This window comes from Flavobacterium jejuense (genome assembly GCF_006491595.2).
Classification (GTDB): Bacteria; Bacteroidota; Bacteroidia; order Flavobacteriales; family Flavobacteriaceae; genus Flavobacterium; species Flavobacterium jejuense.
In genome coordinates, this window is record NZ_VEVQ02000002.1 from 224,523 (window position 1) to 245,452 (window position 20,930).

Annotated in this window: 13 protein-coding genes; 9 read left to right on the plus strand and 4 right to left on the minus strand. The window is 29.9% G+C overall.

Annotated features, from left to right (window positions below; translation table 11 throughout):
• Positions 1 to 3 precede the first annotated feature (3 nt).
• Positions 4 to 735, plus strand: coding sequence for a hypothetical protein (locus FIA58_RS03820; RefSeq protein ID WP_140960244.1), 732 nt, complete (start codon positions 4 to 6; stop codon positions 733 to 735).
• 57 nt (positions 736 to 792) lie between these two features.
• Here the strand turns inward: FIA58_RS03820 and FIA58_RS03825 are convergent, their stop codons facing one another.
• The 4 genes from FIA58_RS03825 to uvrA form a co-directional block, all read right to left on the minus strand.
• The gene (locus FIA58_RS03825; protein ID WP_140960246.1) at positions 793 to 1,284 is read right to left on the minus strand and encodes a hypothetical protein; all 492 of its coding nucleotides are present in this window, start codon (positions 1,282 to 1,284) and stop codon (positions 793 to 795) included.
• A gap of 163 nt (positions 1,285 to 1,447) precedes the next feature.
• Positions 1,448 to 1,921, minus strand: coding sequence for a 23S rRNA (pseudouridine(1915)-N(3))-methyltransferase RlmH (gene rlmH, locus FIA58_RS03830; RefSeq protein ID WP_140960248.1), 474 nt, complete (start codon positions 1,919 to 1,921; stop codon positions 1,448 to 1,450).
• Positions 1,922 to 1,995: 74 nt separating this feature from the next.
• Positions 1,996 to 2,358, minus strand: a complete 363-nt coding sequence (locus FIA58_RS03835; RefSeq protein ID WP_140960250.1) for a four helix bundle protein — start codon at positions 2,356 to 2,358, stop codon at positions 1,996 to 1,998.
• Between the two features lie 64 nt (positions 2,359 to 2,422).
• On the minus strand, positions 2,423 to 5,212 hold the full coding sequence (gene uvrA, locus FIA58_RS03840) for an excinuclease ABC subunit UvrA (RefSeq protein WP_140960253.1): 2,790 nt from the start codon (positions 5,210 to 5,212) through the stop codon (positions 2,423 to 2,425).
• A 367-nt stretch (positions 5,213 to 5,579) separates the two neighbouring features.
• On the opposite strand from uvrA, the gene FIA58_RS03845 reads away from it, so the two are divergent.
• The 8 genes from FIA58_RS03845 to FIA58_RS03880 all read left to right on the plus strand — a co-directional run bounded on the left by FIA58_RS03845 (position 5,580) and on the right by FIA58_RS03880 (position 20,921).
• Positions 5,580 to 6,821 (plus strand): T9SS type A sorting domain-containing protein, encoded by a 1,242-nt coding sequence (locus FIA58_RS03845; RefSeq protein ID WP_140960255.1) that lies wholly within the window; start codon positions 5,580 to 5,582, stop codon positions 6,819 to 6,821.
• 118 nt (positions 6,822 to 6,939) lie between these two features.
• Positions 6,940 to 9,741 (plus strand): triple tyrosine motif-containing protein, encoded by a 2,802-nt coding sequence (locus tag FIA58_RS03850; protein ID WP_317167866.1) that lies wholly within the window; start codon positions 6,940 to 6,942, stop codon positions 9,739 to 9,741.
• A gap of 226 nt (positions 9,742 to 9,967) precedes the next feature.
• Positions 9,968 to 13,021 (plus strand): SusC/RagA family TonB-linked outer membrane protein, encoded by a 3,054-nt coding sequence (locus FIA58_RS03855; RefSeq protein ID WP_140960257.1) that lies wholly within the window; start codon positions 9,968 to 9,970, stop codon positions 13,019 to 13,021.
• Positions 13,022 to 13,031: 10 nt separating this feature from the next.
• Positions 13,032 to 14,507, plus strand: coding sequence for a RagB/SusD family nutrient uptake outer membrane protein (locus tag FIA58_RS03860; protein WP_140960259.1), 1,476 nt, complete (start codon positions 13,032 to 13,034; stop codon positions 14,505 to 14,507).
• 10 nt (positions 14,508 to 14,517) lie between these two features.
• Complete coding sequence (locus FIA58_RS03865) at positions 14,518 to 16,071, plus strand: hypothetical protein (RefSeq protein ID WP_140960261.1); 1,554 nt, start codon at positions 14,518 to 14,520, stop codon at positions 16,069 to 16,071.
• 14 nt (positions 16,072 to 16,085) lie between these two features.
• Positions 16,086 to 17,750, plus strand: a complete 1,665-nt coding sequence (locus FIA58_RS03870) for a glycoside hydrolase family 16 protein (protein WP_140960263.1) — start codon at positions 16,086 to 16,088, stop codon at positions 17,748 to 17,750.
• A 104-nt stretch (positions 17,751 to 17,854) separates the two neighbouring features.
• Positions 17,855 to 20,158 carry a beta-glucosidase BglX gene (bglX, locus tag FIA58_RS03875; RefSeq protein WP_140960265.1) on the plus strand — a complete coding sequence of 768 codons (2,304 nt, stop codon included), beginning with the start codon at positions 17,855 to 17,857 and terminating at the stop codon, positions 20,156 to 20,158.
• 4 nt (positions 20,159 to 20,162) lie between these two features.
• Entirely contained in the window at positions 20,163 to 20,921 is a 759-nt protein-coding gene (locus FIA58_RS03880; RefSeq protein ID WP_140960267.1) for a glycoside hydrolase family 16 protein, read from the plus strand.
• The last annotated feature ends 9 nt before the right edge of the window (positions 20,922 to 20,930 follow it).

Sequence of the window (20,930 nt, forward strand, 5' to 3'; positions counted from 1 at the left end):
AAAATGAAGATAAGTATAAAAGTTTTGCTAGTTAGTGTTCTTTTGTTGCCCATTTTACAATCCTGTAAGAAAGAAGATGTTTTGTTGCCTCAAACAAATGTTTCTGTGATGACAACTATTGAAGACCATTCTCCAATATATCTATTTTATGAAGCAAATGGCAAAGATACTTTGGTTGAAGTAAATGCTAAAAATAGTATTAGCACTACTAATTGGATTTTTAATATAGATAAGCGTTTGTCATTAGGCTTAATTATTCCAGAAATAAAAGTGTTACAGTCTAAGAAGAAAAGAAGTGGTCATACAAATGAAGAAGCTATAAATGTGTTTTCTTATTCAGATAGTATTACTAAAAGTTTGGCTTTTTTACCTTTTACTGATGTGCAATATAAATATGATAAAGATTTTTCAAAGTTTTATATTAAAGAGCATACTGATTTATATATTGATTATTTTAATTTAACGGTTAATTTTAATAAACAGAATCAGATTACAGTAGATGGTAATGAGATTGAACGTGAAGAGTTTGTGGCTTATATTAAAGATTTTGCAGATTTTATGAGTAATGGTAAAACAACCATTATTCATTTGAATTTTGATAAGCATTTGTCTTATAATGAATATATTCAGAATAAAGTTTTAGCTTGGCAATTAACGTCGGATAAAATTCAATTGTCTTCTTATGAGTTTATTTATGATAAAGAATTATTACCTGAATGTGGTTGTACTTTATAATAAAAAAGGGTCTCAAAATTTTGAGACCCTTTTTTATATATAATTCGAGTTTTTTTCTTATTTGAATTCTGACATCACATCGTCAGCTTTTTTCTTGTTTTTACTATTTCCTTTTTTTTCAAAAAGTTTGTCAATTTGACTTAAATTGAAAGCTTTAGAAACACCAGTAACTTCGTTATTTTTATTTTTACTCATGAATTGTACAAAAGTGCGATCTAAGTTTTTAGAATAATGTAACCAAACGAACTGATTAGGTAATTCTAATTTTACATCTAATAAAGGATCTGCATTAAAACCAGAAACGATGATTTCTTGTAATTTAGCAAAGTCATTATCTAAATCTTTAAAAGAAAAAGATCTAGTATTTGTTTCTTCTTCTTTTTCAACATTTTTGTAGAAGAAAGTATATTCGTTACCTTCATTTTGTATAAACATATCATTTTGGCCGATAGAACCTAATCTCACAACTGGAGTAGTTTCAATAACTTTAATTTGTGCAAATGCAAGACAATTCGAGATTAATGCAAGGGCAATAATGACTTTTTTCATAACTTTTATTAGTTTGGGTTAAGTGTTATATATTTTTGCTAAATATATGTTAAAAAAAAATAATGGCAAAAAAAAATTAAATGAAAAGGGAATTAATGCCTATTTCATAACTATTTGTAAGAAATAAAAGATAGTTATTAGGAATTTAATTTAAAATTTGAATTTATTGATGGTGATAGGGTTCGTTCCTTAAAATAGTGAAACCTCTATAAATTTGTTCTATGATGAATAATCGTACCATTTGGTGAGAAAAAGTCATCTCAGACAGCGAAACTTTACCTATTGCTTGTTTATAAACCGATTCACTAAAGCCATAAGGACCTCCAATTACAAAAACCAGTGTTTTGATTCCTGCATTCATTTTCTTTTGTAAAAAGTCAGAGAAACCTACACTAGAAAATGTTTTTCCGTTTTCATCTAGTAAAATTAAATGATCTGTTGGTGTTATTTTGGAAAGAATTAGTTCTCCTTCTTTTTCTTTTTGTTGGGTTTCACTTAAATTCTTAACGTTTTTAATATCAGGAATAATTTCTACATCAAATTTGACATAAAAAGACAAACGTTTGGTGTACTCATCAATTAAAGATTGTAAGTTTTTGTTGTCTGTTTTTCCGATAGTTAGTAGTTTGATGTTCATTGGGATAATATGTCAATTTGTTTATGTGACAATTAGTCAATTAGAAAATGTGCTAAATAATTCAATTGTTGACATTACTTTGATTTTGATGTGGCAATTATTTTGTTTGTGATTTTTAATATTTCGAAGATGTCTTGTAATAAATTTTCACAATTTGGATAGTTTTCTAAGTCATTACATAAAAATAACCAAAATTCAGTCTCTTCAGCTTCTTTCATAGCAATTTTTAGTTTATGAATAAAATCTGCTTTACTTTCTGAATTTTGTGCCTCCTTAATATTTGCACCAATGGAAGTACCAGACTTTAATAACTGGTTTGCTATTACAAATTTGCGCTTGGACTCTAATATTTCACAATAGATGACGACTTTCTTAGCAAAATCAAAAGATTTCAAAAGAATTAAATTGTTTTTATATTTCTCTTCAAATTTGATCATGTAATAGTAAATTATTAAAGTATCAAAAATTGACTTATTGGCATATTTCCAAATTGACAGATTATCATAATTTTTCCGCTAAATACTTTCCAGTTATCGAATTCTTATCTTTTGCTACTTCTTCTGGTGTTCCAAAAGCCATTAGTTTTCCACCATGTTCTCCACCTTCAGGTCCAATATCAATAATATAATCGGCACATTTGATTAAATCCAAATTGTGTTCGATTACTATAATGGAATGTCCTTTTTCAATTAAGGCATCAAATGATTTTAATAATTTTTTGATATCATGAAAATGCAAACCAGTTGTAGGTTCGTCAAAAACAAATAAAGCTTTGTCTTTTATGGTTCCTTTTACTAAGAAAGAAGCTAGTTTTATACGTTGGGCTTCACCACCAGAAAGGGTAGAAGAGGATTGGCCTAATTGTACATACCCTAATCCGACATCTTGTAAGGGTTGAATTTTTTGAGTGATTTTAGTTTGTTTGTGTTCACTAAAAAAAGCAATAGCATCATCAATGGTCATTTTTAGAATGTCATCAATGTTTTTGCCTTCAAAAGTCACTTCCAAGACTTCTTTTTTAAAGCGTTTACCATTACAAGTTTCACATTCTAAATGCACATCGGCCATGAATTGCATTTCGATAGTTACTTCACCATCTCCTTTACAAGTTTCACATCTTCCACCATCAACGTTGAAAGAGAAATGTTTTGCTTGGTAATTTCTTAGTTTGGATAAATTTTGTTTGGAATACAAATCACGTATATCATCATAGGCTTTAATATAAGTAACAGGATTAGATCGCGAACTTCTACCAATTGGGTTTTGATCTACATATTCGATATGTTTAATGTTGGAAAAATTTCCGGCTAATTCTGTAAATTGGCCTGCTTTTTCGCCTACACCTTCTAATTTTTTTTGAATGGCCGGAAATAATATTTTCTTTACCAAGGTACTTTTTCCACTTCCAGAAACTCCTGTGATAACTGTTAAGCAATCTAAAGGAAAAGTAAAATCTTGATTTTTTAAGTTGTTTTCGCGAGCACCAATTACATCAATATGATGTTTGAATTTTCTGCGTGTTTTTGGAACTGCAATTTCTTCTTGACCATTCAAATATTTGGCTGTTAAAGAATTGGCTTTTAAAATTTCTTCATACGTACCTTGCGCTACTAAATGACCTCCTAAAGTTCCAGCTTCTGGGCCAATATCGATAATCATATCGGCAGCTTTCATAATGTCTTCATCATGTTCCACAACAATTACTGTATTTCCTAAATCACGAAGATTTTTTAAAACTTCGATTAGTCGTTCGGTATCTTTTGGATGTAAACCAATACTTGGCTCATCCAAAATATACATAGAACCTACCAAACTACTTCCAAGTGAAGTGGCTAGATTAATACGTTGTGATTCTCCACCAGAAAGCGAAGCTGAATTTCGATTTAAGGTTAGATAACTCAACCCAACATTTGCTAAAAATCCTAAACGATTATTGATTTCAATAAGCAAACGTTTAGCTATTTTTGCATCATATTCATTTAATTCTAATTTTTTAAAGAATTCAATAAGATTAATGATAGGTAAGTCTACTAATTCTGTAATTGTATTATTGGCTATCTTTATGTTATTGGCTTCAGGTCGAAGTCGCTTTCCTTTGCAAACCGTACATTTTGTTTTTCCTCTGTAACGAGAAAGTAATACTCTATTTTGTATTTTATAATTCTTTTCTTCTAATTCGCTAAAGAAATCATTTAGTCCTGTAAAATATTTATTACCATCCCAAATGAGTTGTTTTTGTTCTTTAGTAAGTTCAAAAAAAGATTTATGTATAGGAAAATCAAATTTGTAAGCATTGTTTACCAATTGATCTCTGAACCAACTCATACTATCACCTCTCCATGGGAAAATAGCATTTTCATATATAGAAAGCGAAGTGTTAGGAATAACTAATTCTTCATCAATTCCTATAATATTGCCATAACCTTCACATTTTGGACAAGCTCCATATGGGTTATTGAAGCTAAATAAATGTACATTTGGCTCCAAAAAAGTAATACCGTCTAATTCAAAATTAGAACTAAAATGTTGTCTTTTTTGAGTGTCTAATTCTTGTAGATAACATTCTCCTTTCCCTTCATAAAAGGCAGTTTGGATAGCATCTGCTAAACGATTGTAGAATTCCTCCTCTTCTTTAACAATAATTCTGTCAATGATTAATAAAATATCTTTATTGTCTAATGAATGTTGATCAATTTCATCTAAACGAATCATTTCGTTATTAACCAATATTCTAGCAAAACCTTGTTGTAATAATACCTTAAGTTTATCTTCCAATGGTCTTCCTTCTTCTAAATGAATAGGAGCGAGTAATAACCATTTCGAATTTATTTCAAATGACTTTACTTCATTAATAACATCAGAAATAGTATCTTTTTTAACTTCTTTTCCTGATATTGGAGAGTATGTCTTACCAATTCTAGCAAACAATAACTTTAAATAGTCATAAATTTCAGTAGAAGTACCCACAGTAGAACGTGCGTTTGTTGTGTTTACTTTTTGTTCGATAGCAATTGCAGGAGCAATACCTTTTATGTATTCCACCTTTGGTTTATCCAAACGGCCTAAAAACTGTCTAGCATAGGAAGATAAACTTTCCACATAACGTCTTTGTCCTTCTGCGTAAAGAGTGTCAAAAGCAAGACTTGATTTACCAGATCCAGACAAACCAGTTATTACAACTAGTTTGTTTCTTGGTATGGCTACATCAATATTTTTAAGGTTATGCAATTGAGCTCCTTTAATAAGAATGTTTTTTTTAGGTTCTAGTTTTGAAAAATCAGTTTTTATCATAGCAAAATGTAAAGATTTGCAAAGATAATTAATCTAAAATAAGTTATGGGTGAAGTTTGTGATACATTTTGTAATTAATTGTTTTTTTAAGCATATCTAGGTTTTAAAATGTAGTATTAAAATCATTTTTTAGAATAAATACCTTAACAATACCTATACGAAACCGTTATAATTAATCCTGTATATGCTTGTATGAAATGAATTGATCTTCCTTGATATATTGATTTTACTATAGTTCTTTTGATTACTATTTTTTTTAAAATTAAAATTGATTTGTATAGTTTCTATATCATTAGTTTTTGTAAGTGTTTTGTTTTAGTGATTAAATTTAATTATTATTAATTTTTAACTTATTTAATTGCATATTATGAAAAAAAATACTCTTTTAATTTTGTTTTTAGGAATGTTTAATGGGTTTTCTCAATCTTTTCCTCTTGATTTTTCGGATCCATTGGATTTGATGACAGGTTATGATGGATGCAGTGTAAGTCTTGTTGATGATGCAGGTAATATGGTTGCACAAGTAGTTGGTGGAGGTCAATTATTTGATACGGCACAATTAGATTTGTCTGAAAATCTTGATTTATCTGACGATGCCAACAATACAATTACTTTTATGATTAAGCCAGTTGCAGGAACCACTTCTGGGAATCATTTATTGAAATTTGAAGGAGGAGTAGGAGGAGCAGCTATTGCAGAACTACCTTTTACAACTTCAGGAACTTCTTGGCAACTCATAACTTTAGATTTTGGAGTTGGATTGGGAAATTATTCTAAAGTTGTGTTTTTTACTGATTTTAATAATTATGAAACAGATACATATTGGATAGATGATTTTTCTGGTGGAACAAATGTGGCACCACCACCACCATTGCCAACTCCAGCAACACCTGCTCCAGTTCCAACAGTAGATCCGGCAACAGTGGTTAGTATGTATGGAGAAACTTATCCTAATACTTATCAATATTCATTTGGGACAGCTACTGATATTGATTTAGATTTTGGAGCGGGAGTTAATAATGCATTAAAAATTGATTTTGCAGTAGCTGGTTTTGGAGCAGGTTATACGCAAACTGATGTTTCAACAGCACAATATGTACATTTTGATTATTGGACTAGTAATGCAACTACTTTTGGTCTTTATTTGATTTCAGATAGTCCAATAATGGAATATGTATATAGGTTGCCTGAACAAGGAACTATTGTTCAAAATACGTGGAAAAGTGTCACTATTCCTATGTCATTCTTCACAAACCAAGGATTTAATGCAACTACTTGGTTTCAGTATAAATTTGATGTTTTAGCAGCAACGGCTGGTACTGTTTATTTTGATAATGTGTATTTTACTACAGAAGCTTTGGGTTCTGATAGTTTTGAAATTTCGAATGTTAGCATGTATCCTAATCCTTCTTCTTCTAGATTAAATTTTCAATCAAAAGAAGCAATTGAATCGGTTACTATTTATAATGTATTAGGTCAAAAAGTGTTAGATAGTGCTATTAAAAATACTGTTTTTTCATTAGATATATCTGAATTGAAAACAGGACAATATTTTGTTAATTTGCTATCACAAGACGAAAAAACTACCAAAATGTTTATTAAAAATTAATTCTTTTTTTATTTAAATTTGAAAAAGGTATGCCATGCATGCCTTTTTTTTTACTTTTATGAAGTTATATATAAATATGAATTAGTAATTTTATTAATAGCTAAAAACTACACGTATTTTGAAACTCAAATTCTATTTTCTTTTTTTATTAAGTACTTTATATTCTTACTCACAAGAATTACCTCCTATTGTAAAATATCCACAAAGTGCTTATATAGCAGGAAATCAAAATTGGATGATAACGCAAGATAAGCAACAATCTGTTTTTTTTGCAAATAATGAGGGACTTCTTGAGTTTAATGGAGCAAATTGGAATTTATATCCATCTCCAAATGAAACTATTATTAGATCAGTCAATGTTATTGATGATAGGATATATACAGGTGCCTATATGGAATTTGGCTATTGGATAAGAAAAGATACAAAAGAATTAGAATATAAATCTTTAAGTAGTAAAATTAAAGATAAATTAATTGATGATGAACAATTTTGGAGTATTTTAAACTATGAACAATGGATTATTTTTCAATCCTTCAATCGAATTTATATTTATGATACTAAAACGGATCAATTTAATATTATTTCTGAAGATTCTCCAATTTTAAAAGCATTTGTAGTGCATAATGGGATTTATTTTCATGTAATTAATAAGGGGTTGTATGAAATTGAAAAAGGGAAAAGTAAATTAATTTCTAACGATCCTGTATTTTTAAATAATAAGATTATTAATTTATTTTTTATTGATGAAGATCTGTTGGTTCAAACAGAATCTTTAGGTTTTTTTAAATTTAATAATGGGAAATTAAATAAGTTTCCAATGGAGGCTGATACTGATATTTCAACTAATAATGTTTATAGTAGTTTGTTGTTATCTGATGGAAATTTTGCGATTGGTACCGTTTCTAATGGAATTTTTATCCTTACGAATAAAGGTCAAATTAAATACCATATTACGCAAAATACTGGTTTAAGTAATAATACTGCTTTATCCCTTTTTGAAGACGCAGATAGAAATTTATGGATTGGTTTGGATAACGGAATTAATTGTGTCAATTTACAATCTCCTATTAAAAGTTTTTCTGATGATACAGGGATACTAGGAACAGTTTATGCTTCAATTGTTTTTCATGATAATTTATATGTAGGAACAAATCAAGGATTGTTTTTTAAGAAATTACAAAGTGATTCCACTTTTCAATTTGTAAAAGGAACTAAAGGGCAAGTGTGGTCATTGTTTGAAAATGATAATAATTTGTTCTGCGGACATAATCTTGGAACTTTCTTGATTTCTAAGAATGAATCTAACTTGATTTATAATGGATCTGGAACATGGAAATTTGAAAAAATACCTAATAGAGAAGATATATTAATTCAAGGAAATTATATTGGATTATCTGTTTTGAAAAAAAGCAATGACACTTGGCAGTTTAGCCATAGAATAAAAGGTTTCGAGTATTCTTCTAAACATTTTGAAATAACAAATGATTTAGAAGTGTATGTAAGTCATGAATATAAAGGCGTTTTTAGACTTCAATTAAATAACGATATTACTAAATCTAATTCCTTTTACACTTACGACTCGCCTACTAAAGGAAAAAATTCAAGTTTGATTATGTTTAATAATACTATTTATTATGCTTATAAAGATGGTGTTTTTAAATTAAATCAAAAGACTAAAAAATTTGAAAAAGATAAAGTATTGAGTGCTGTTTTTGAAAAAGACGAATATACTTCTGGTAAATTAATAGTTGATAATTCAAATAGATTATGGTTGTTTTCAAAAAATTACATTCATTATTTTTCATTAAGCAAATTGAGTAACCAATTAAAAGAAAATGTAATTCCTATTCCAGCTTCTTTGACTAATTCAATGTTAGGTTATGAAAATATTACTCAATTATATAATTCAACTTACTTGATAGGTACTACTGATGGTTATTATACCATTAATTTAAATGATTTAAAATTTAAGAATTATAAACTATCAATAACAAATATTGCTATTAATAAATTAAATGAGAAACTAATTAGTTGTTCTATTAGTGATAATGGGATTTTTAAACATAATGAGAATAATATTATTTTTAGTTATTCAGTACCTGAATACAATAAATATATTAATGCAGAATATCAATTTCTATTAGAAGGTTTTCAAAATGACTGGAGTGAATGGTCAGCAAAAACAAGTTCTAATTTTAAAAATTTATCACCTGGAGAATATACATTTAAAGTGAGAGCTAAGATTGCAAACTCAAAGCCAGATGAAACGGTTTTGTATAAATTTATCATTTTAAAACCTTGGTATACAACTAATACGGCTCTTTTAATTTATACTTTTCTATTTTTGGTTTTGGCTTATTATATTCATAAGACTTATAAAAATTATTACAGACAAAAAGAACAGAAATTAATAGAAGAGAATAATTTATTATTAGAAATAAAAGAATTAGAAAATGCTCAACAGCTTATGAAAATTAAAAATGAGCAGTTAACACAAGATGTCGATAGTAAAAATAGAGAATTGGCTGTTTCAACAATGAGTCTGATTAAAAAGGATGAGTTATTAACTCTAATAAAAGAAGATTTAAAAAATACTCCTGAAATTACAAATAAAAGCGTTAAATCTGTTATTAGTACTATAACAAAAAATATAAATAAGGAAGATTCTTGGAACATTTTTAAAGAAGCATTCGATAATGCTGATAATGATTTTCTTAAGAAAATGAAACATGATCATCCATCTTTAACTCCAAATGATTTAAGGCTTTGTGCTTATCTAAGATTGAATTTATCTTCTAAAGAAATTGCTCCGTTGCTAAATATCTCAGTAAGAAGTGTTGAAATAAAAAGATATAGATTGCGTAAAAAGATGAATTTAGATCATGAACAAGGTTTAGTAGAATATATCTTATCTTTCTAGCACCTATACAATGTTGTTTCTACCTATACATTACCACAACATAAACGTTTTCGCTTGTTATTCTGTTTGATTTTATTGATTGTGTAATACTTAAAAATAGGCTGTTTTTTTATTAAAAATTTAATTAATTTATGTTTTTTTTATGATGTATATTTTTTGTTGAGGTTGTTTTTAACTTAATATTAAAACTATCCTCTACTTTTAACATTATAAACCAAAACAAATTATGAGATCAAATTTTTTACTAATTGCATTTCTTTTATTAACATGTATGGGTTTTTCTCAAACTGTAGATATTTCAGGAAGTGTTTATGATTCAGGTACAGGAGAGCCTATACCTAGTGTTAATGTCTTTGCAAAAGATTATAAAATTGGGACAGCCACAGATTTTGATGGTAATTTTACACTATCAAAAGTTCCAATTGGTGTTACTTTAATATTTAGTTATGTTGGTTATACTGATTATGAGTATAAAGTGACAAAAGGAGAAGTCATTAAAATAAATATGCTTCAAGATTTGAAAGCGCTTGAAGAAATTGTAGTAATAGGTTATGGTACAAAAGCTAAAAAGGATGTGACTGGATCAATAGCAGTTGTTGATAGTAAAACTATAGAAGATTTAAGACCAATTAAAGCAGAACAAGCATTACAAGGTACAGTAGCAGGGGTTTATGTCTCTACAAGTTCTGGTGCTCCTGGTTCTAGAATTGATATTAGGATAAGAGGTATTTCTTCTAATGGTGAGAATGGCCCTTTAGTTTTAATAGATGGATATCAGGGCGATATGGAATTGTTGAATCCTTCTGATATAGAATCTTATACAGTTCTTAAAGATGCTCAAGCTTCTGTTTATGGTGCCAAAGGGGCCAATGGTGTAATTTTGATTACAACTAAACAAGGTAAGAGAAATACTAAAACAAAGGTTTCATTCAATTCTTACACTGGTTTTCAAGAGTCAACAAGAAAATTGAGCCTATTAAATGCTACTGAATATGCTTTATTACTAAATGAAAGTTATGCTAACGCAGGTTTGACTTTGCCTTATCCAAATGTGGAAGGATTAGGTGTAGGTACAAACTGGCAAGATAAAGTTTTTGAAAAAGCACCAATAATAAATAATGATATTTCAATTTCTGGAGGTTCAGAAACAATAACATATTCTTTTAGTGCTTCAAAAATAAACCAAGAGGGTATTGTTGGTTTAGAAAAATCAGGTTTTGATAGAGGTACTGCAAGATTAGCCATTGGTGTAGATTTATCAGATAAAGTAAATTTAAAAACGAATTTGATTTACACGGATTTCAATAGACAAAGTTTAAATGAAAATGGTTTAGGATCTGTTTTATTTAATGCAATAAATGTTCCTTCAGTTTTTTCAGTTTATGATACTAATGGAAATTATACTTTAGTGCCAGACACACCAGGTTATGGACTTGAAGTTATCAATCCATTAGCTCAAATTAATAATACTTATAATAGTTATAATCAAGAGCGACTAAATGGGTCAATAAGTTTAGAATATAAAATGTTTAAAGATTTAAAGCTTACTTCTAGGTATGGTTTTCAAAGATTTAATAGCGTTGAAAAAAGCTTTAGTATGTTAATTAATTATGGTGCAGGTAAAGTTTTTAATAACGTAGATCAAAGTACAGTTTCACAAAACACTCAAAAAATCAGTAATTATACTTTTGATTTTTTTGCAGAATATGAAAAAACTATTTTTGAAGAACACAAATTTAAACTTACAGTAGGAGGAACATTATATGAAGCAAATAGTGAAGGATTATATGCAACGGGTTATAATGTCCCTTATAATTCTTGGGAATATGCAGATATTGCTCTTGCTAATGGATTACCTACAAATCCTATAAAAACTAACGGTTCATATAAATCTACACCTTACAAAAGGCCATCTTTGTTTGCTACTTTAGATTATGACTTTAAAAAGAAGTATTTATTATCTTTTATAGCAAGAAGAGATCAGTCTTCAAATTTTGGTCCAGATTTTAGTGTGGCATATTTTAAATCTGTTTTAGGAGGTTGGATAATTTCTGATGAAGATTTTTTCAACAATGAAAGCTTAGTTAACTTTTTAAAGTTAAGAGCTAGTTATGGAACATTAGGGAATGACGCTATACCAGGCGATGCATACAGATCATTATTAACAGGAGAATCAGAATATATTTTTAATGGGAGTCTCCAATCTGGAACAGCAGTTGGTGTCTTGACTAACCCAAGTGTGAAATGGGAAACAGATACTAAGTTTGATGTTGGTTTTGATAGTAAAATGTTTGATAATAAGTTGGAAATAACAGCAGATTACTATAACAATACAAGAAAAGATTTATTAATAAGAAACACACCAGTTACAGGTACTGCTGGAGGTAGTGCACCTGGTTCGGGCAACCCAACAGTTAATGCAGGTACAGTAAAAAATAATGGATTTGAATTAGCTTTAAATTATAAGGATAATGTAAAGGATTTTAATTATAGTTTAGGTTTTAATATAACTACAATTAATAATAAAGTAACACAAGTAAATAATTCAACAGGTTTTATAGAGAGTGGAGCTTTTGGAATTGGTCAACCATCACCAACTAGAATGCAAGTTGGTGAAACTATAGGATCTTTTTATGGATATGAAACTGACGGAATTTTTCAAAATCAAGCTGAAGTTAACGCACATCCTTCTCAATTAGCATTAGGAGCACAGGCTCAACCTGGAGATATTCGTTATAAAGATAGTAATGGAGATGGAGTTATCAACTCAGATGACAGAATTTTTATAGGTAAGCCTATAGCTGATTATACATTGGGTTTTAATATAAATTTAAAATATAAAAACTTTGACTTTGTAGGTTATTCTTATGCGTCAGTTGGTAATGATATGATTCGTAATTATGAGAGAACAGAGAATAAATTGAATAAATTAAATTATATATTAGGGAGATGGACAGGAGAAGGAACTTCTAATGATGTACCAAGGGTAACTGCAGGAGCTTCATCTAATAATGTTTTTTCTGACTATTTTGTTGAAGATGCTTCCTTTTTAAGAATTCAAAATATTCAATTAGGATATTCATTACCTTCAAGTTTGATAGAGAAGGTTAAACTTACAAAAGTTAGATTGTACGCTTCGGTTAATAATGTATACACTTTTACTAAGTATAGAGGTTTTGACCCTGCAGCAAATAGTGGTGACCCAATTTCTGGAGGTATTGATTATGGGTTTTATCCCAATCCAAGAACTTATATGTTAGGTTTAAATGTTAATTTCTAAAAAAGCAACTATGAAAAAATATACAATAAAAATAGGATTAATAGTGTTAGTAATACTAACATCAATTTCAGCTTGTTCAGATGAGTTTGTAAATGAAGATCCACCATATTCAATAGATTCAGAAAATTATTTTAATGGTAAAGAAGATTATGAGAATGCACTAATTGGAGCATATGATTTATTACAATCTTCTTATGTTAATGTATTGTTAGGAGAAATAGCTTCAGATAACACACTTTCGGGAGGTGAAAGTGCAACAGATGTTGTAGGCTTTCAGCAAATTGATGAAATGATTCATACACCTGTAAATTCAAATTTGAAAGATATTTGGAATTGGATGTTTGCAGGAGTTTATAGAGCGAGTTATATTTTAGAATTTAAAGATAAAACCGATTTTGAAGGGAAAAATCAAATTATAGCTGAAGCTCGCTTTTTAAAAGCTTATTATAATTTTGAATTAGTGAAATGGTTTGGTCCTATTCCTATAAAAGTGGATGAAAGATTTGGGGTAAAAGATGTAGAGACTATACCTCGTTCTCCTATTTCTGAAGTTTATGCTAATATTGAAAGTGATTTATTATTTGCTATAGATAATTTAAGTCCAACAGCTTCACAACAAGGAAGAGCAACAAAAGGAGCTGCTCAGGCTTTATTAGGTAAGGTGTATTTATATCAAGATAAGTTTGTAAATGCTTCTAACGTTTTAGAAGATCTTATTTTAGATGGCAACTATTCTTTAGTAACGGATTACAATACATTATTTGAGAATTCACAAGAAAATGGTTCTGAATCTGTTTTTGAAGTACAATATTCTGATGCTCAAGGTGCTGGTTTTGAATGTTTGCAATGTAGTGAAGGAAATGTTGCTGTCGGTTTTAATGGTATTAGAAACTATAATGGTCCTTTGTTTGATTCTGGATACAGTTTCAATGTACCTACACAACAAGTTTATAATGCTTTTGAAGTGGGAGATAATAGAAGGGATGTAGCTATTTTAAATATTGTAGATTGGGCTGCTTCAACAGGTGCTACATATGGAGAAGGGTATAAACATACAGGTTTTTTTAATAGAAAATATTTACCTCGTCAAGGAGATTCGAATGTAGGTGATCAAAACCTAACCAATCCTAATAATTATAGAGCTATTCGTTATGCTGATGTTTTATTAATGGCTGCTGAAGCTTTTAATAGAGGAGGAATAGATGATGGAAAAGCGAGAACATATTTAAATTTAGTTAGAAGAAGAGCTTTTGGAGATACCAATCATGATATTGCCGCTTCAGGTGCTGCTTTAACTGATTTTATCTTAGCAGAAAGAAGATTAGAGTTAGTTGGTGAAGGACATAGATTCTTTGATTTAGTAAGAACCAATAGAGCTATGGGAACTATTCCTGGTTTTACTGCTGGTAAGAATGAAATTTTCCCAGTTCCTTTTGAAGAGATTCAATTTTCAAATGGAAATTGGCAACAAAATCCAAATTATTAAAATAAAAGGTATGAATAAATTAAGAATAATAATAGGTTTATTTGTTTTAACATTTTTTATAGGATGTTCTAACGATGATGAAAATGTAAATTTAGACAGTATCAGCGTACCGAAAAATATTTCGGCACTGATGACAATCAAACAAGATAATTCGGGTAAGGTTACTATTTTACCAAGCGGAGAAGGTGTTACGCAATATGAAATCTATTTTGGTGATGGAACTTCTGAACCAGCTTATGTTAATCCAGGAGCATCAGTACAACATATATATACAGAAGGAACATATCAGGTAAGAATTGTAGGGGCAACATTAGACGGTCAAAAATCAGAAGTAACGCAATCATTAACAGTTTCATTTGTCGCTCCTGAAAATTTGAATGTTACTATAAGTCCTGTTGCAGGGGATAATCTTTCAATAGCAGTTCAGGCAACTGCAGATTATGAAACTTTTTTTCAAGTTTACTTTGGTGAAGACCCTAACCAAATTCCTGTAGATTTTATGGAAGGAGAAACAACTACATTTACTTATGCAGATGTAGGAACTTATACTGTAAGAGTAGTTGCATTAAGTGGAGGAGTTGCAATAACCGAGTATACTGAAGATGTAACTATCACAAATCCAGTATTATTACCAATTGATTTTGAATCGACAACTTTAAACTATGCTTTTACAAGTTTTGGAGGAGCAAATACTATAGTTGTTCCTAATCCTAGTATTGATGCTGAAAACGGAAGTAATAATGTAGCTCAGTTGACAAAAGGAAATGGATCTGAAGTTTGGGCTGGATCTTTTATTGAATTAGGAGAAGCCATAGATTTTAGTTCAATGCAAAAAATTAAGATCAAATCATGGTCTCCTGAAGTAGGAAAAACTATTAAAATGAAACTAGAAAATAGTACGGATTCTAATATTTTTTTAGAAGTAGATTTAATTACTACAGTGGCAAATAGTTGGGAGGAATTGGTATTTGATTTTTCAGGAGTAAATTTGGCAAATGAATACCACAAAGTGGTTCTTTTTTATGATTTTGGAAATGCTGGTACTGGAGCAAATTATTATTTTGATGATATTGAATTGACTTCTGGAGCACCATCAGTAGTGTTACCATTGGATTTTGAATCTACTACACTTACCTATTCTTTTGATAATTTTGGAGGAGCTAATACAAATGTAGATGTTAACCCAGATGCTACTGGAATTAATGCTTCAGCAAATGTTGGAAAATATGTTAAAGGAAATGGATCAGAAACATGGGCTGGATCTTTTATAGAATTAGGTAGTCCTATCAATTTTTCTACCATGCAAAAAATTAAAATGAAAGTTTGGTCTCCTCAATCAGGGATAATTGTGAAGTTGAAACTCGAAAATTTGTTAAATGGAAATACAATCAATATAGAGTTAGATGCTATGACTACTCAAGCTAATACTTGGGAAGAACTTACATATGATTTTACAGGTATTAATAATGCAAATAATTATCAACGAGTTGTGGTGTTTTTTGATTTTGGAAATGCAGGTACAGGGGCATCTTATTATTTTGATGACATTCAATTATCTAATTAAAAAAATAAAATAAAATGAACTATATAAAAAAATATATTTTGCTATCATTGACACTTATTTTAGTTATAAGTTGTCAAGAAGAAGATAAAGACTTTGGAGATTTAAATGCACCATCAAGTTTAGTTATTCAAGCTGATATACAAGGTCAGGATACAAGTAATCCTTTTGGAGACGGGTCAGGAATAGTTAATTTAACTGCTCATGCAGATGATGCTATATCATATAAATTTATTTTTAGTGATGGAACTTCTCAAAATTCTCCTTCTGGAATTTCTCAAAAACGTTTTACACAAACAGGAATAAATGTGTATAATATAACTGTTGTTGCTTCTGGAAAAGGAGGAGTTGCAACAAATGCTACTATAAGTGTGGAAGTTAGAAGTGATTTTACAGATGAAGAAGCTATTACATTTTTAACAGGAGGAACTACTAAAAATTGGTATTGGTCAGCATCTGAGCCTGCTCATTTAGGAGTAGGTCCAAATAATAGTAATGAAGAACAAAATTATTATGGATTCTATTATCAGGCTGCTCCTTGGGAAAAAGCAGCTAGTACAGATTCGGATTGTTTATATGAAAATGTATTAACTTTTACAAAAGATGGAGAGATATTAAAATATGAGTTAAATAATGGTGGAAGAACTTTTTTTAATTCTGCTTTTAAAAATGTTGGAGGAGGAAGTAATGGTGGAGATGACTTATGTTTGAGTTTTGATGCTTCTGGTGAAAAGATAGTTTCCTTAAGTCCATCAGAATCTGTGGTAACAATGAATGCTAATGCAAGTACACAAACAAGAGGTACATTAATGAATTTTTCAGATAATGGCTTCATGGGGTATTATATTGGACAAAGTACGTATGAAATTTTATCTATTACTGCTAATAGAATGGTTGTAAGAGCTATTATGGGTAGTGACCCATCTCTTGCTTGGTATCATACTTTTACAACTACTCAGCCAGTACAAAATCCACCAGTAGACTATACTAATTTAGTTTTTTCAGATGAATTTGATATTGATGGAGCTCCAGATGCAACTAAATGGAGTTATGATTTAGGAACTGGTGATAATGGTTGGGGAAATGATGAAAAGCAAAATTACACTAGTGCTACAGCTAATGCTACAGTTACTGGTGGAAATTTAGTGATAACGGCTATAAAAACAGGTTCAACTACTTATACGTCAGCACGATTAAAATCTGAAAATAAATTCGAATTTACTTATGGTAAAGTTGAAGTGAGAGCAAAGTTACCTACAGGTGGAGGAACTTGGCCTGCAATATGGATGTTAGGAGAAAATTATGATGCAAATACTGGTGTTGGATGGCCATTTTGTGGTGAAATAGATATTATGGAACACAAAGGAAATGAACCTAATGTTATTCATGGTACACTACATTATCCCGGAAATTCAGGTGGAAATGGGAATGGAAACACTACTACAATAGCTGATGCTAGTTCACAATTTCATGTTTATAAAGCAATTTGGAGCCCTACAACAATTCAGATTTTTGTAGATGATGTATTATTTCATTCTGTTCCTAATTCAAATGCAGTTCCATTTAATCATGATTTCTTTTTAATTCTTAATGTAGCTATGGGTGGAACATTTGGAGGAGCAATTGATCCTTCTTTTACTCAGTCTTCTATGGAAGTTGATTATGTAAGAGTGTACCAATAAATTTTAATTACAAAAAAAATAATTCTTTTATAATTTTATTCAATTTCACAAAGGGTATCACAATATATTCTTTGTGAGACTTGAATAACTATTACTTATTTCAAATGAAATTTAGCCCCTTAAAATATAGTTTTATCATTACACTACTGTTTCTGATTATCGGATGCAATTCAAAAGAAGCAAAATCAATTTCCTCAAATGAAAAAGATGTAATTGATATAAAAGTAGATTCGATATTAAAATTGATGACTTTAGATGAAAAGATTGGACAAATGAATCAATATAATGGGTTTTGGGAAATTACAGGCCCAGTACCTAAAGAAGGTCAGGCAGCAAAAAAATACGAAGACTTGAAAAAAGGATTAGTAGGATCAATGTTAAATGTTAAAGGAGCTAAAGAAGTATATGCTTTACAAAAAATAGCCGTTGAAGAAACTAGATTAGGTATTCCATTATTATTTGGTTTTGATGTTATTCATGGTTATAAAACTATCAGTCCAATTCCTTTAGCAGAAGCGGCTAGTTGGGATTTAAAAGCAATCAAAGAATCTGCTGAAATTGCAGCTGAAGAAGCTTCTGCTGTTGGAATAAACTGGACATTTGCACCTATGGTAGATATTTCAAGAGATGCTAGATGGGGAAGAGTAATGGAAGGTGCTGGGGAAGACCCATTCTTAGGAAGTAGAATTGCAGAAGCACGAATAAAAGGTTTTCAAGGTGATGATTTGTCCTCTAAAAAAACAGTTTTGGCTTGTGCCAAGCACTTTGCAGGTTATGGTTTTGCTGAATCTGGTAGAGATTATAATACAGTTGATATAAGCGAACACACTTTGCAAAATATTATTTTACCTCCTTTTAAAGCCTCAGTAGATGCAGGTGTAAGAACCTTTATGAATTCATTCAATGATTTAAATGGAGTTCCAGCAACAGGAAATAAAATGCTACAACGTGAAATTCTTAAAGGCGATTGGCAATTTAATGGCTTTGTCGTTTCTGATTGGGGTTCAATCAATGAAATGATTGCTCATGGTTTTGCTAAAGATAGTAAAAATGCTGCTGAAATAGCTATTAATGCGGGTTCGGATATGGATATGGAATCCTATGCTTATATCGAAAATTTGAAAGAATTGGTAGAAGATGGAAAAGTAAAAGAAGCAGATATTGAAGATGCGACGAGACGTATTCTAAGAACAAAATATGAGTTAGGATTATTTGATAATCCATATAAGTATTGTGATGAAGTTTACGAAAAAGAAACTGTAGGGAAAAAAGAATTCCATGAAGGAGTTTTAGATATGGCTAAGAAATCTATCGTATTGCTTAAAAATGAGAATAATCTTTTGCCATTAGTTAAATCAGGTAAAAAAATAGCATTGATTGGAGCACTTGCAAATGATAAAACAAGCCCTTTGGGAAGTTGGAGAATTGGAGCTGATGATGAAAGTGCCGTTTCTGTCTTAGAAGGTATGAAAGCTTATGAAGGGAACCAATTAACGTATTCAAAAGGAGCAGATGTTACAACAGGTAGAACACAATTTATGTGGGAAACTAAAATTAATACTACTGATAAATCAGAATTTTCAAAAGCTGTAGAAGTTGCTAGAAAAGCTGATGTGGTAATCATGGTTTTAGGGGAACATGGTTTGCAAACTGGCGAAGGGAGAAGCAGAACAGAATTAGGCTTACCTGGTGTACAACAAGAATTATTGGAAGCAGTTTTTAAAGTAAATAAAAATATTGTTTTGGTTTTAAATAACGGAAGACCATTAGCTATTCCTTGGGCAAAGGAAAATATTCCTGCAATTGTTGAAGCTTGGCACTTAGGAACTCAATCTGGAAATGCAATTGCTCAAGTGTTGTATGGAGATTATAATCCAAGTGGGAAGTTACCAATGACTTTTCCTAGAAATGTAGGTCAAGTTCCAATTTATTATAATTATAAAAATACAGGAAGACCTATAATGAATGAACCAGAAAGTGTTTTTTGGTCACATTATATTGATGAAAAAAACACTCCTTTATTTGCTTTCGGACACGGATTAAGCTATTCTAAATTTGAATATTCTAAATTGTCTTTGAATAAAGAAAATTTTAATGCTACTGAAAACATTGAAGTTTCAATTACATTAAAAAACAATAGTAATGTGAAAGGGAAAGAAGTGGTCCAACTATACATAAGAGATTTGATTGCAAGTTATACAAGACCTGTAAAAGAATTGAAAGCTTTTGAACTAGTTGAATTAAACCCTCAAGAATCAAAAGTAATTACTTTTAAAGTCGATGAGAAAATGCTTGAATTTTACACAGCTAATCATAAATGGGAAGCTGAATCTGGAGAGTTTAAAGTTTTTGTTGGAGGTAGTTCTGATGTTACGATGGAAGGAAGTTTCGAATTTATAAAAAAATAACATAATGAAACATTATTTGGTTTTACTACTGGTTTTTAATTTTGGTTTGGCACAAAATAATTCTAAAAAATTAGTTTGGGAAGAAAATTTTGATGGCAATGCATTAGATGAGAAAGTTTGGAATTTCGAATTAGGAAATGGTTGTCCAAATATTTGTGGATGGGGAAATAATGAATCTCAAATTTATACGAATGAGAATCATAAAGTTGCGAATGGTTTTTTAACAATTACAGCAACTTATGATGGTAAAACTTATGCTTCAACAAGAATAACTACTAAAGGTAAAAAAGAATTTCAATATGGGCGAATTGAAGCTAGAGCTAAATTACCTCAAGGAAAAGGTTTATGGCCAGCATTTTGGATGCTAGGTTCTAATATTTCTGAAGTGGGTTGGCCAAAATGTGGTGAAATTGATATTTTAGAATATATAGGCAAAGAACCAGGGCAAGTTTTTACTTCTTTGCATACTCAGGACAGTCACGGAAACACTATCAACACAAAAAAAACAAAGATTGAAGCTATTGAAGAAGGTTTTCATATCTATGCTATAGATTGGAACAAAGATGCAATAGCTTTTTATGTAGATTCTAATTTGGTATACACATTTAAACCAGAGGTGAAAAATGAAAATATCTGGCCTTATAATCAGCCGTTTTATTTTTTAATTAACATGGCTATTGGTGGTAATTTCGGAGGTCCTTCAATTGATAATGCTATTTTTCCACAAGAATTTAGTATCGACTATATAAAAGTATACCAATAATTATTTTAA

Coding starts and splice junctions, on each gene's coding strand:
- uvrA (WP_140960253.1), bottom strand. CDS start 5,212: ATGATAAAAACTGATTTTTCAAAACTAGAACCTAAAAAAAACATTCTT.
- FIA58_RS03855 (WP_140960257.1), top strand. CDS start 9,968: ATGAGATCAAATTTTTTACTAATTGCATTTCTTTTATTAACATGTATG.
- FIA58_RS03870 (WP_140960263.1), top strand. CDS start 16,086: ATGAACTATATAAAAAAATATATTTTGCTATCATTGACACTTATTTTA.
- FIA58_RS03825 (WP_140960246.1), bottom strand. CDS start 1,284: ATGAAAAAAGTCATTATTGCCCTTGCATTAATCTCGAATTGTCTTGCA.
- FIA58_RS03865 (WP_140960261.1), top strand. CDS start 14,518: ATGAATAAATTAAGAATAATAATAGGTTTATTTGTTTTAACATTTTTT.
- bglX (WP_140960265.1), top strand. CDS start 17,855: ATGAAATTTAGCCCCTTAAAATATAGTTTTATCATTACACTACTGTTT.
- FIA58_RS03820 (WP_140960244.1), top strand. CDS start 4: ATGAAGATAAGTATAAAAGTTTTGCTAGTTAGTGTTCTTTTGTTGCCC.
- FIA58_RS03860 (WP_140960259.1), top strand. CDS start 13,032: ATGAAAAAATATACAATAAAAATAGGATTAATAGTGTTAGTAATACTA.
- FIA58_RS03845 (WP_140960255.1), top strand. CDS start 5,580: ATGAAAAAAAATACTCTTTTAATTTTGTTTTTAGGAATGTTTAATGGG.
- FIA58_RS03880 (WP_140960267.1), top strand. CDS start 20,163: ATGAAACATTATTTGGTTTTACTACTGGTTTTTAATTTTGGTTTGGCA.
- FIA58_RS03835 (WP_140960250.1), bottom strand. CDS start 2,358: ATGATCAAATTTGAAGAGAAATATAAAAACAATTTAATTCTTTTGAAA.
- rlmH (WP_140960248.1), bottom strand. CDS start 1,921: ATGAACATCAAACTACTAACTATCGGAAAAACAGACAACAAAAACTTA.